12 protein-coding genes are annotated in these 13,777 nt (G+C 38.5%); 1 reads left to right on the plus strand and 11 read right to left on the minus strand.

Annotation, left to right across the window (positions count from 1 at the left end; all coding sequences use genetic code 11):
• Positions 1-144: 144 nt before the first annotated feature.
• The 5 genes from purN to J4Q03_RS05400 form a co-directional block, all read right to left on the minus strand.
• Entirely contained in the window at positions 145-708 is a 564-nt protein-coding gene (purN, locus tag J4Q03_RS05380; RefSeq protein ID WP_426047180.1) for a phosphoribosylglycinamide formyltransferase, read from the minus strand.
• A 76-nt stretch (positions 709-784) separates the two neighbouring features.
• A complete protein-coding gene (gene purM / locus J4Q03_RS05385; protein WP_426047181.1) occupies positions 785-1,777 on the minus strand; it encodes a phosphoribosylformylglycinamidine cyclo-ligase in 993 nt (330 codons plus the stop codon).
• A 310-nt stretch (positions 1,778-2,087) separates the two neighbouring features.
• Entirely contained in the window at positions 2,088-2,639 is a 552-nt protein-coding gene (locus J4Q03_RS05390) for an NADPH-dependent FMN reductase (RefSeq protein WP_426047182.1), read from the minus strand.
• A 50-nt stretch (positions 2,640-2,689) separates the two neighbouring features.
• Entirely contained in the window at positions 2,690-3,418 is a 729-nt protein-coding gene (locus J4Q03_RS05395) for a pirin family protein (RefSeq protein ID WP_426047183.1), read from the minus strand.
• Between the two features lie 289 nt (positions 3,419-3,707).
• Positions 3,708-4,088 carry a winged helix-turn-helix transcriptional regulator gene (locus tag J4Q03_RS05400; protein ID WP_426047184.1) on the minus strand — a complete coding sequence of 127 codons (381 nt, stop codon included), beginning with the start codon at positions 4,086-4,088 and terminating at the stop codon, positions 3,708-3,710.
• Positions 4,089-4,179: 91 nt separating this feature from the next.
• On the opposite strand from J4Q03_RS05400, the gene J4Q03_RS05405 reads away from it, so the two are divergent.
• Positions 4,180-4,779, plus strand: a complete 600-nt coding sequence (locus J4Q03_RS05405; protein ID WP_426047185.1) for an FMN-dependent NADH-azoreductase — start codon at positions 4,180-4,182, stop codon at positions 4,777-4,779.
• A gap of 130 nt (positions 4,780-4,909) precedes the next feature.
• On the opposite strand, the gene J4Q03_RS05410 is transcribed toward J4Q03_RS05405, so the two are convergent.
• From J4Q03_RS05410 to J4Q03_RS05435, 6 genes are all read right to left on the minus strand, one after another.
• Complete coding sequence (locus tag J4Q03_RS05410; RefSeq protein WP_426047186.1) at positions 4,910-6,313, minus strand: MFS transporter; 1,404 nt, start codon at positions 6,311-6,313, stop codon at positions 4,910-4,912.
• 2 nt (positions 6,314-6,315) lie between these two features.
• Positions 6,316-6,837, minus strand: coding sequence for a nuclear transport factor 2 family protein (locus J4Q03_RS05415; protein ID WP_426047187.1), 522 nt, complete (start codon positions 6,835-6,837; stop codon positions 6,316-6,318).
• A 12-nt stretch (positions 6,838-6,849) separates the two neighbouring features.
• Positions 6,850-8,703, minus strand: coding sequence for a glycoside hydrolase family 13 protein (locus J4Q03_RS05420; protein ID WP_426047188.1), 1,854 nt, complete (start codon positions 8,701-8,703; stop codon positions 6,850-6,852).
• 101 nt (positions 8,704-8,804) lie between these two features.
• Positions 8,805-10,961 carry a glycoside hydrolase family 97 protein gene (locus J4Q03_RS05425; RefSeq protein WP_426047189.1) on the minus strand — a complete coding sequence of 719 codons (2,157 nt, stop codon included), beginning with the start codon at positions 10,959-10,961 and terminating at the stop codon, positions 8,805-8,807.
• Between the two features lie 75 nt (positions 10,962-11,036).
• Positions 11,037-12,152, minus strand: coding sequence for a SusE domain-containing protein (locus J4Q03_RS05430; RefSeq protein ID WP_426047190.1), 1,116 nt, complete (start codon positions 12,150-12,152; stop codon positions 11,037-11,039).
• A 16-nt stretch (positions 12,153-12,168) separates the two neighbouring features.
• Complete coding sequence (locus J4Q03_RS05435) at positions 12,169-13,770, minus strand: RagB/SusD family nutrient uptake outer membrane protein (protein ID WP_426047191.1); 1,602 nt, start codon at positions 13,768-13,770, stop codon at positions 12,169-12,171.
• Positions 13,771-13,777: the final 7 nt, after the last annotated feature.

A 13,777-nucleotide genomic window follows, 5' to 3' on the forward strand; every position in this document is an offset into this window, starting at 1 on the left:
TCTTACTTTTATTTACTTAGATTTCTTTTTTAATGTAGCAATGTATCAGTCTAGCAATGTAACAATCAGTTCAATTGGTAAACTGGTATATTGTTATATTGTTATATTGTTATATTGTTATATTGTTATATTGGTACATTGTTCTTAATTTCCCAAGACTTTATTGATCGCTTTTGGAAATATTTCATACTCAATATGATGTACTTTCTCTGCTATGGTTTCCGGGGTATCGTCTGCTGTCACTTCAAATGATTTCTGAAGAATCGCCTCGCCTTCATCTATTCCCGGAGTTACAAAATGTACGGTTGCACCGCTTTCTTTTTCCCCGGCTTCAATAACTGCATTGTGAACATTCATCCCCCACATTCCTTTTCCTCCGAATTTCGGAAGCAGTGCCGGGTGGATATTGATAATCTTTCCGGTCCAGTTTTCACAGAACTCAGGTTTCAGAATGGATAAGAACCCTGCCAATACAATCAGATCTGTATCTTTCGGAATCACATTTCCCAATTCACTGCTGAAATTCTTTCCTCTTGGGATCAGAACGTTTTCTATATGATGGTTTTTTGCTCTTTCAAGTCCGTAACATTCTCTGTCTGCCACGACCAGAGATACTTTTGCATTCCGGATCTCTCCGCTGTCAATGGTATCTATGATTCTCTGCAGGTTGGTTCCGGAACCTGAAACGAGTATAACGATGTTTTTCATGTGATTAATGTAACAATGTATCAGTTCAGCAATGTAACAATGAATTCAACTGGTACATTGTTATATTGTTATATTGTTATATTGCTAAATTAATCTTCTCGTTTCCTTCCGTGATTTCACCGATTTCGTACGCATCATCTAAAAGGTGCAATACTTTTTCAGCGTGGTCTGCATCGGCAACGATGATCATACCTACACCCATGTTGAAGGTTCCGAACATTTCTTCACGGGATACCCCGCCTCTTTTTTCCAATTCAAGCATTACATTAGGAATTTTGATTTTGGCAGCGTCGATAGAAGCACAAAGTCCTTCAGGGATAATTCTTGGAACATTTTCATAAAGACCACCACCTGTAATGTGGGCAATACCGGAAACTTTTACTTCTTCCAATACTTTATGAATATCTTTATAATATAATCTTGTAGGTACTAAAAGGGTTTCGTATAAAGGTTTTCCTTCAAACTCTTCTTCGAAGTTCGGGAATACTTTTCTTACCAATGAAAACCCGTTGGAGTGGAATCCTGAGCTTGGCAGAGCAATGATTTTGTTTCCTGCTTTGATGGTAGAGCCGTCAATGATCTGATCTTTTTCTACGATTCCTACACAGAATCCGGCAACATCATAATCTCCCGGCTGGTACATTCCCGGCATTTCAGCAGTTTCACCACCAATCAGCGCACAATTGTTGTCCTTACATGCTTTTACCATTCCAAGAACGATCTCAGCAGCGATTTCCGAATCAAGCTTACCGCAAGCCAGATAATCTAAGAAGAATAATGGTTTTGCACCGTGGCAAAGAATATCGTTGGCACACATGGCGAAGCAGTCGATACCGATAGAATCATATTGTTTGGTATCCAAAGCTACTTTCAGCTTGGTTCCCACTCCGTCTGTTCCTGAAACCAGCACCGGATTTTTATATCCTCCGATCTCATAGAAAGCTCCAAAACTACCCAAATGGTTCAATACATTTGAGTTGTGGGTTTCGCCTACTGCTTTTTTGATCTTATCAACCGTTTTGTACCCTTCTTCTTTGTCTACGCCTGCTGATTTGTAAGTGTTGCTCATGTTTAATAATTTTTATTAATGTAGCAATGTATCAGTTTAACAATGTAACAATCATCCTGTTGGGAAAACCAAAAAACTGGTGTCATGATACATTGGTATATTGGTACATTTTATTTCTATAATTACTTTTTATATCGATTTTAGAAAATAAAAAAGCCGACAATCTTGGTAGATTATCGGCCGTTATTTTATCTCAGAATTTCAGAGCCCACAGTTTTCCCTTTCTCTGAGAAACATTCTTTAAAAGTGGTCTGAATTTTCATCTTTTTTCTTTTTGCAAAAATAGTAATTTTAAATTAATATTCAAATTCTATTTTTCAAGGATGGTTTCAATGGCTGCAATCTTTTTGATTTTCTCTTTTAATTCGCTGTCTTTCTCCCCATTAGAAATCTTCTGAGCCGCTTTATCAAAGTTGTCATTAAAGAAAGGAAGTGAGAAAGTTTCTACAATATTTCCGCCGTGGAAAGGAAAACGCTTCGATGCAGCATCTAAAACTCCGGCTCCACCTCTGCCTCCTGGTGAGGTAGACATCAGCAGCATGGGTATTTCATTCCATACGGTTCTGTCCTTGATTCTGGATACCCAGTCGAACACATTTTTGAATGCTGTAGAGTATGTTCCGTTATGCTCGGGCAATGAAACCAAAAGAAGATTGGCACCGTCAATTTTTGCTGCAAAATCCTTTGCTTGCTGAGGAACTCCGCCTGCCAATTCTCTTTCGTGTTTATAGATCGGCATTTCGAAAGGATTCAGATCTACTACTTCCACTTCTGCATTTTCAAAAAGCGATGATGCATACGCTACTAACTGTCTGTTCATTGAAGCATCCGAATTGCTTCCTGCTATTGCTAAAACTTTCATTATTGTTTATTTTTATACTGTATTCTCTTTATGACGAAGCTTTGTGAATGTTATTTTAAATAAGCAGGCAGTTCCATCGGCACTTCCATTAATAAGATCTCAGCATCATCCACTGCTTCAATATTAAAACTTTGAGTATCCCAAATTCCCAAACCATCTCTTTCATTCAGAATTCTGTCTCCTACTTTGGCGCTTCCTTTTAAAACGAAGGCATAGACACCGTTTCCTTTTTTATTGAGCATATAATTTTTACCATTTCCGGCTTTAAAATTCGCCAGATTAAACCAGGCATCCTGATGAATCCAAACTCCGTCATCATTTTTGTTTGGGGACAGGATCTGCTGAAATCCGTTGATCTTTTCCCCTTCTTTAATGCTTTTCTGATCATATCGTGGTTCAACATTCAGTTCTTTAGGAAAAATCCAGATCTGCAGAAATTTCACCGCCTCATCTTTATTTTTATTGTATTCACTGTGCATTACACCAGTTCCGGCGCTCATTACCTGGATCTCTCCTTTTTTGATAACGGCAGTGGTTCCCATTGAATCTTTATGCTCCAGATCTCCTTCCAGAGGAATAGAAATAATTTCCATATCCTTGTGTGGGTGCGTTCCAAATCCCATTCCCTGAGAAACGGTATCGTCGTTTAATACTCTTAATGCTCCAAAATTCATTCTATCTTTGTTTTGATAATTAGCAAAGCTGAATGTGTGGTAGCTGTTTAGCCAGCCGTGATCTGCGTGGCCTCTTGAATCTGCTTTATGATATACTGTTTTCATACGTGATTTATTTATAGTACAAATGTAAGGGATGAGAGCCTTTGAAACTGTTGATGTAGGTTAAGAAAGGTTTTAGGCCGTAGAAAAGATGAAAATGTATTGTTTTTGCATGTTGTTTTGGTTAAATGCAAAGACGCAAGCTGTATTCCTCTTCATGCTTTTAAGGCACGAGGATTTTATCAAAGATAAAATTGATTGAGGATATAGATTAGTTTTGAAATGCATTATTTTTTATCTCTCGCGGATTTGGCTGGTTGAGCAGGTTTATAAGTGGTAATATAAGACGTATTTATTTAACTTTTTCAGTTTTTTCAGTCTCTACCGGAGTTCCGAAAATATGTTTACGGTGGTTTTCGCCCCAATCTTTCAGAGATTCTACAACAGGGTGTAGTGTATTGGTATATTGCGTGGGATGGTATTCTATGCTTACGGGATAAGTATCTTTAACAATTCTTTCAACTAAGCCATTTTGTTCCAGTTCTTTCAGTTCTTTGGCTAAAACTTTTGAGGTCAGTTTCGGAATGCTTCTCTCAATTTCTGTAAACCGTTTATTGCCTGCGTTTAAAGAAATAATAATCTGCAATTTCCATTTGCCGTTAATGACATCTAAGGTGTCACGGACAGGCTTTAATGCCTGCATACAATCTTTATGATTATGCTGCTTTTCCATTTTTTTCACTTTCCTTTAGGTAACTGCTATACTTTGGAAAGTGAAATTACAATAATTTTGTCATTAATAAAAACAAAAAATTTAAACAAAAATGACAAACATTTTAAATATCCAAACAAGTATTAGTGGAGAAAATTCAGTAAGTAACAAACTTTCTCAAGTTGTTATCAATCAGTTATTAGATAAAAAACCTGAGAGCAAAGTTATTGTTCGTGACCTGGCTTTAAACCCGATTCCGCATTTGGAAATTCATCATTTCAGTGCTTCCAGAATTCCGGACGAAGAAAAGAATGATGAACAGAAGGAAGCCTCAAAATATTCTGACGAAGCATTGAAGGAGATTCAGGAAGCTGATATTATCGTTATTGGTGTTCCCTTTTATAATTTTACTTTTCCTTCGACTTTAAAATCATGGATAGACAGTATTGCCGTTGCGGGAAAAACATTTTCTTATGCTGACGGAACGCCAAAAGGTCTTTTGCAAAACAAAAAACTGTATTTAAATTTTGCCATCGGCGGGGTGTATGAAAATGGGCTTGTTGAGAATATGGAGCATTATTTAAAAACTTTATTTGGATTTATCGGAATTACTGATGTGGAAGTTTTCAAATCCCAGGGAATGATGGTTCCTCAATTGAAAGATGAGAATTTCTCGAAGACAGTTGCGGAAATTGAAACAGTTTTGGCATAGATCATTATTTTCAGTAGCAGATCTAGTAAATTTAAAAAGACCGTCTCAATTTTGGGAGGGTCTTTTCTTTTGCTGCCTATAATAAAAGCGGGCTAAAGCCCGCTCCTATTGAATTTTTATTGTGATATTTTTAAAAATGAACCTGCTTAATTTCCTCCTCTATTTCCTTAGGGGTTTCATCTTCTGATTTTACAAAAATCATTGTAACGACAGCTCCGATTAACATACAGATGCCTCCGACTACAATATAATCAATGGCTTGTTTTCCAAAAACACTGCTTACAATAGGTCCTCCGAAAATACCGTTGATAATTTGCGGGATTACAATGAAGAAATTGAAAATCCCCATATAAACTCCCATTTTCTTTTGCGGAATTGAATCAATCAGCATAGCATAAGGCATTGCCAGGATACTTGCCCAGGCAAATCCTAATCCCACCATTGAAATCCAAAGGCTATTGATGTCTTTAATAAAATACATAGAAATAAGACCCAGCCCTCCACAAGCCAAAGCTAAGGCGTGGGTTTGTTTTTTACCAATAAATTTGGCAATTGGAGTTAAAGCAAATGCAAAGAAAATCGCATAGAAATTATAACTTCCGAATAAACTTCCCGTGAGATCTCCGGCTTTGTTAAATTCCACAGAATGTGTATCTTCAGGAGAAAGTCCAAAATGATGGGTTGCCAAAGCACTGGTTGTGAAAACCCACATGGTAAATAATGCAAACCACGAGAAGAACTGAACAATTCCCAGTTTTTTCATCTGAGAAGGGGCATTCCTGAAATCTTTAAAAATATCTGAGAATTTCGATTCATTTTTCACGATAGGTTTTCCGCCTTCAAATGCTGCGAATTCTTCCGGAGAATATTCTTTGGTCGTCATCATGGTATATACAATTGATATAATCAACACGGCTGCTCCAATATAAAACGAGTAAATCACATTGTCTGCCACAAAACCTTTGGGAGCGGCATTTGATACTCCTAATTTTGTTAACCAGTTCGGCAGATCAGAACCGATAACGGCACCAATTCCAATTAAGATCGTCTGAACGGAGAATCCAATCGTTGCCTGATGCTTTGGAAGCATATCTCCAACCAGGGCACGAAAAGGCTCCATTGCCACATTGATTGAAGCATCCATCATTGCCAGGAAAATAACCGCCATCAACAAAACATTGGCCGCCAGCATTTGCGTTGCTGAAGCAGCATTGGGAAGCATAACCAGGCCGATTGCACATAAAACCGCGCCAATTAAAAAATAAGGCTTTCTTCTTCCAAGCGGGCTCCAGGTATTATCTCCCATATGGCCAATAATCGGCTGAACAATAAGTCCCGTGATGGGTGCAACCAACCAGAACCATGACAATTCGTGAACATCTGCTCCGAAATTGGCAAGAATTCTACTTGCATTACCATTTTGCAAGCCAAAAGCCATCTGGATGCCTAAAAAACCCATACTCATATTGATGATCTGGGCCATGGACAGGTTCGGTTTTATCTTTTTTGAAAAAGTACTGTGCGGAGGATTCATTATTATTTTTTTAATTCTTGGATTAAGGCATTCTCAATGGCTGCTTTCTCTGCCACTACTTTATCAACTACATCATTCGGTACGGTTACAGAAAGTACATACTGTTTCACTTTCCAGCTCCCGTTTATTTTTTCTACAACGCCTGAGCCGCGACAGATTTTCATTTGGGTATCCAGAAGCTCATCGAACCATGCAAGTTTACCATCTTTGCTGAAATAGATATTTCTTTTAAGGGAAGTGAAGTTCCATGTTTTCTTTTTGTCAAAATAAGGTTTTGCCCAAACCATAAAAGCTTTTTTATCCCATATTTCGGTAGCATCGGTTCCGATAAATGTGGACTCATCAGCAAAATAGTTAAAATAGGCATTGAAATCAGCTTTTGCAGCAGCAGTATTAAAACCATCCAGCATAGTTCCTATTTCTGTTTTGTCTTTTTCAAATCTGGTCCCGCCGGACTGGGCATGTATTCCCATAAAACCAAGTATAAAAAGCACTAATGTGTAAACAGTTGTAATTTTTTTCATTGTATGATTGATTTAGTTTAAGAGTTCGATGATCATTGGAGTTTTTGCAGGTATAGTGAGACTTTTTTCCATAGAAAATTCCTTTCCTGAAATAACATCTTTACCTTTTGTCACACCGTGTAATGATTCTGCAAAACGTTTTAAATCTAATGTCTGATCTTTTTCATTATTGTTGATGACCACCATTACATTGTCCTTGGTATCATATCTGAAATAGACAAATACGCCTTCCTGAGGAACGTAATTTTTAGTTTTTCCCGTATGAATCACTTCTTTTCCTTTTCTCCAGTTTAATAATTTTTGGCTAAACTGATAAAATTCTTTCTGCCCTGGTGTCTGTGATGAAGGGTTAAAAGCATTCTGTGCATCCGACTTCCATCCACCAGGGAAATCCCTGCGTATATCGGCATCGCCTCCTTTAGTTTTATCTCCTCTCATCCCTATTTCTGAGCCGTAATAGATCTGTGGAATCCCTCTGACCGTAGAAATCATGGTTAATGCCATTTTATAAGCTTTCGGATCAGCATTGAAGATCTCATTCCATCTTTCGGTATCATGATTTTCAAAGAAAACCAGAAGATTATTGATATCCGGATACAGGAAATCACTGGTGAAAACGTTATAAATTTTAATCATCCCGCTATCCCAGCCTTCTTTTTCTTTAAGGGCTTTCGGCATATCGGCAAACAGCATAAAATCCATAACGGAAGGCAGATTTGAATTGTAGCCTGCTGCTTCTCCGGTTTTAGAGTTTTTTTGCCAGGCGGAAATCTGTCCTGCCGTATACAGCCATGTTTCACCTACAATATTGAATTTGGGATATTCATCGGTAATTGCTTTCGCCCATTTGGCCATACCTTCTTTATCGTTGTACGGATAGGTATCTACGCGCAACCCTCCCAATTCTGCATATTCAATCCACCAAATGGCATTTTGAGTAAGATATTTTAAAACCAATGGATTTTTCTGATTGACATCCGGCATGGTGGTGTCAAACCAACCATCCAGCGCATATTTTTTATCAATTTCTGAGGCATTGGTGTCAAACTGGGTCGTTGTTTTGTAATTGGACCGGTAGAAACCGTTTTTCCCTTCATCAAACCAATGAATCCAGTCTTTTGAAGGCAGGTCTTTGATGATCCAATGGGAGACTCCCCAATGGTTGGTCACATAATCCATAACCAGTTTCATATTCCGCTTGTTCAGCTTCTGGGAAAGTTCGCGGTATTCTTCATTAGTCCCGTAGCGGCCATCGATTTTATAAAGGTCAGTTTGCGCATATCCGTGATAGGAATATACTTTTTCATTGTCTTCGTTCACGGGGGTAAGCCAGACAGACGTTGCCCCAAGGTTTTGGATATAATCAAGGTTGTTGATGATTCCGCGAAGGTCTCCACCATGTCTTCCGTTCGGTAAGCTGCGATCTGCCTTTTCAATAAGGTCGGGTCTGGAGTCATTTTTTTCATCACCATTGGCAAAACGGTCCGGCATGATAAGATACATGACATCTTTTGATGTAAAAGATTCACGGTCTGCGGATCCGGGTGCTCTTTGTTTCAGCTCATAAGTGTAGGAGCTGATGTTTTTCTTTCCTTTTTTAAGATTGATTTTAAACTTCGGAACATTGATCTCATTGGTATTAACCGTAACAAAAAGATAATTGGGATTTTCAACTTTTTGTATGTCTTTTATCTGAATGCCGTCAGAAAGTTCAATTTCATTTTGAGCAATATCTTTTCCATATACCAGAATCTGAAGCTCAGGATTTTTCATTCCTTTCCACCAAAAAGCAGGTTCTACTTTCTGAATCTGAGAAAAAGCTACAGAAGCTGCTGACAGGGCAAAAATTGTGTATATTTTTTTCATTTAATGATTGTATTTTGATCAATAGTTTTGTTCAAAAGTAATGCCCCGGCCCATTTCCGAATATTAATGAACCGGGGCATAACAAACTTATGAATTAAATCTTAATTAACAGGCTTAACAGAAACGGCAAAACCGCCGCTTCTTACCATTTTAAATTTCAATTTAGATTTGCTGGTGATCTGTTTTTTGTAGATGTTATAGCTTTGAGGATTATCAATATAATCGGCATCTTTTCCATCTTCATAAACGGTTACCTCATATTTTTTTCCTTTATCCAGGAAGGAGAAATCTACGGTGTATTCACGCTTATTTTCATCGGTAATACCTCCTATAAACCAATTGTCAGTACCTTTTGCTTTTCTGGCGGTGATGACATAATCTCCCGGCTCTGCCGATAGAATTTTAGTATCATCCCAGTCTGCTGCAACATCCTTAATAAACTGGAATGCATCCATATGCTTTTTATAGTTCTCAGGAAGGTCCGCCGCCATCTGAAGAGGCATGTACATTGTTACGTACAGGGCAAGCTGCTTGGCAAGTGTGGTTTTCACGAAACGTTTATCTCCAGGGAAATAATAGTCTAATTTGGTCTGGAAAATTCCCGGTGTATAATCCATAGATCCACCCATCCATCTTGTAAACGGAAGGACTGTCTGGTGATCCGGCTTATTTCCTCCAAATGCTTCATATTCAGTCCCTCTGGCTGCTTCTGCAGAAATATAGTTCGGATACGTACGGCTTTCTCCTGTAGGACGTACTGACTCGTGGGAATTGATCATAATTTTATAATCGTTTGCTTTTTCAGCAATCCTGTAAAAATGGTTGATCGTCCACTGTGAGTAATGGTGTTCTCCTCTTGGGATGATATCTCCCACATAGCCTGTTTTTACGGCATCATAACCGTATTTATTCATCAGCTGGAAAGCTTTGTCCGACCATCTTTCGTAATTGGTTGCAGAACCTGAAGTTTCATGGTGCATGATCAGTTTAATACCTTTTGAATGAGCATAATCGTTCAGCATTTTGATATCAAAGTCCGGATATGGCGTAATGAAATCGAAAACAAATTCTTTGGAATGACCAAACCAGTCTTCCCAACCGATATTCCAGCCTTCAATCAGCAGTCCCTGAAAGCCGTTTTCAGCTGCAAAATCGATATATTCTTTAACTTTGGTATTGTTCGCCGCATGTTTTCCGTTCGGAGTCAATTTTGAAAAATCTGTTTGGTCCAGGTGTACGTTTTCTGCGGTAGAATAAGCCCACTGTGATTTTCCGATAATCATTTCCCACCATACGCCCATGTATTTGGTAGGGTGAATGTAGGAAGTATCAGTATATTTTGTAGGTTCGTTAAGGTTGAAGATCATTTTGGATTCCATCACCTCTTCTGCTTTCGGGGACACGATAATTGTTCTCCAAGGCGTTACTGAAGGGGTTTGAATATATCCTTTTGCTCCCTGTCTGTCTGCAGTAAGATGTGTTTTGAATTTAAAATTCTGAGCATCCACTTCAAGATGAGAAGCCGGGTAATCTAAAACAGCTGCTTCTGCCACATTCACATATAAAGGATCTTTACCTTCCTTTTTAAGCATTAATGGAGACTGGACAGCATTTTTAACGAGAGTCTGGGAAGCATTAGCATCGAATGCTTTATCCCATTGGGAAGGAATTTCAGAGATTTTTGTTTCCTGGTATTGATATTCCTGGGAATCATAATCTGCGACCATCCACCACGCTTTCATATCTGTAGGGAAATCGATTTCGGAATCTTCTTCCCTGATCACGAAATAGTTCAGGTTTTTCTGCTGCGGAAATTCATATCTGAATCCCAATCCATCATTAAACAGTCTGAACTTTACAACAATGCTTCTGCTTGTGGAAGCCTGATCAAGAGTAACGGCAAGTTCGTTATAATGATTAACATAGTTTTTCTTTTCACCGAGAACCGGCTGCCAGGTTTCGTTTTTAGAGTCACGTTTTTCGTCTGTTTTCGTGAACCCGTTGTTCAGGTCAAATTTTGCGTCTTCAGCTTTGGCAATTTCGGAAGCGAATTTGATAGCTGAATCTTTAAATAATCTCAATCCTAACTTAGAATCTTCTACCACCACAGCACCATTGTATTTCAGATTGTAATAAGGTACCCCTTGTTTCAGCTGAAAATTCATTTCAAATTTTCCATCCGGTGATTTCAAAGACTGTGCATTAACACCTGCGAACATCATTGAGAGCAATATGGCTCCAACTGTAATTTTCTTCATAATGATTATTTATAAACTTAAAAATAGATAAAGTGCTGCGGTAAAGCAACACTTTATCAAATTATTTTATACGTTTTACAATTTTGTAACAGTTAACTTATAATAGGCTGAATTATGTAAATCCAGTTCTATTTTGTAGTTTCCTGCATCCGAAACTTTGTAACCATGATCCCCGGTTACTGTATTTTCAGCATTGAAATATGTCTGCACGGCTTTTCCTGAAACCAGCGCTTCATCAGCATTTTTAGGCTGAATTTTCAAGGCCCAGTCATCATTTGCTCTAAATTTAAACAGCCCGCTGCTCGTTAGCATAATAGAATTAATCACATAGGTTTTGGTAGCAGGATTGTAGACAAAATCTGTATCTGAGCCCCATCCTGTAGGCGTAGCATCTCCAATTACCCCAAAGTTGGCAAGTACTGAAGAATAGGTATTGGCTGCCCAGTCTACTTTCATATAGAAGGTTCCTGCTGCAGCTGGCACGATATCAGCTCCGTCCGCAGCCAGTTTTCCGGTTTTTGTTCCATCATCACCCTTGTTTCCCGGCCAGTCCTGATTGATTGTGAATTTGTACTTTCCGTTATCCCCTGTTGCATTACTGATCCAGATAAATCCTCTGTAATTATCATTTTTTTCAGGAGAAAACAGGTTTGGTGAATTGGCTGGTGTCCAGTTGGCATATCCTGCTGCTCCTGCATAAGCTCCCGGTACATTGATCTTTGGATAAATCAGATCCGGATTTGGAGTATAAGGCGTTACTTTAATCGCTATTACATTGGAGTAAAAAGCTGCTGATCCTACAGATGTTTTTAATCTTGCTTCCACTTCATTCACCACATCCGGAGTTGCCCCGATGTTGAACATCACAGCATTCACTGCGGCATGGGTAGCAGAGCCTTGTGTAACATCATTGGAAAAATCAATGGTCGCACTTTTTTTGAAGCTATCTCCTTTTAAACCAAATTCTATCTGCTGAGAAGGAACTACAGCAATATTAAATGTCGGTCTTGTCCATGTAAAATTAATTACAGCATCATTTGCTGTAAGCTCGTTAAGAACTATTGTACTTTTATCGGAAGAAATTTTACCTGTAGCTGTTTCATTAATCACAGCCTGATCTTCATCCTTTTCACAGGAAATAACCAGAAAACCAATGAAGGCTATGGTTAATAATCTAAATATTTGTTTCATTTTATAGTGTTTTTTATTAATATCCAGGATTCTGAATTAAATTTGGATTAGCTATAATATCTTTATTTGGAATAGGGAAAAGGTTTCTATAGCTTTCCACTGCTTTTCCATCTTTCACATTTCCTTTCCAAGGCCATAGATAATCTGCTGTCGTATATCTGTTAAAACGCACAAGATCTGATCTTCTGGTCGTTTCCCATGAGAGTTCTCTTGCTCTTTCATCCAAAATAAAGTTCAGATTGATTGAAGTTACGTTTCCACTTGTATTTCCGTAAGCACGTTCTCTTAACTGGTTTACGTACCCAACTGCAGTTGCCTGGCTTCCTCCGCCACCGCCTCTAAGGACTGCTTCAGCGTACATCAGATAAATATCTGCCAGACGGTATAAAGGAATATCAGCTTCTACCCAGTTGTTGTGGGCTCCTGCTGCTCCATTGCTTTTTATATTTTTATACTTGATAAATGCATAACCATCGGTAAAAGAACCTAAGTCATTAATTTCCAGGTTTTGTCCAGCGGTAAAGAATCTTCCTCTTTTATCACTTCCATTGGCCGGGAATAGTCCTACAAATGCTTTCGTGGTTCTTAAACCGCTCCATCCGCCGTTAACTCCGAATTCCACTGCTTTCATATCACCCCCGATCGCAGCATGCACAAGGAAAGTGGTTCCACCATTGGTTTGCGTATTGATTCCGTCAAAATTGACACTGAAAATCTGCTCCGGGTTGTTAAGATTATTATCTGCAAGGAACAGCTCATCGTATTTCGGCTTTAAAGAGTAACCTGCTGCAATGACTTTATTACAGTAGGTGATACAATCTGTATTTCTCTGTGTTCCTGTATATACTTCTGCATTTAAATATAATTTTGCCAATAATGACCATACAGCGGCTTTATCCGCTCTTCCGTACTCATTGGTTTTAGGGTCTTTCAGTTCTGCTGCTACAGCAACCAATTCGGACTCAATAAAATTAAATAATGATTTTCTGTCTATTCTCTGTGGCGGATTTACCGATCCCGGAAGATAGGTTTCATCTACAAAAGGAACATTTCCAAACATATCTATGGCATGCGTATAAGACTGTGCTCTCAGGAAACGGGCTTCTGCTCTCATGAGTTTCGCCTGGGCAAGATTGTCTCCTGTGATATTATTTTCTGCAAGCTTTTCATCCGTTACATTTCTCAGGAACTCATTACAGAAAGCAATTTCTGTATAGATCCTGTAGTACATGGCTGCAATGAATTCGTTGGAAGAATCCCAGGTCATTTTGTGCAGGGTATGAAGGTTTCCGTCATTCCACCCGATTACAGCTTCGTCAGTGGTAACCACATTCAGATTGTACAGTAATCTGGTGTACTGGGAGAATCCTCCGTTGATACCATTGATATCACTATCAGGTTGATCACCGTCTCCACTGATCTGTCCTCCCATGGCAAGGCCTCCATAAAGTTTTGCTAAAATGTTTTTATAATTGGAAAAATCTTTATAGATACTTGCTGAAGTAACATCTGTGATAGGTTCCCTTTCCAAATCACTGATACATGATGCTGTAGTCAGCAAAAATGCAGCAGAAAGAGGCAGTACTATATTTTTAAGTTTGATTGTATTTAGTTTCATCGTAATT

It is taken from the genome of Chryseobacterium sp. NFX27, assembly GCF_049887855.1.
GTDB lineage: Bacteria > Bacteroidota > Bacteroidia > Flavobacteriales > Weeksellaceae > Chryseobacterium.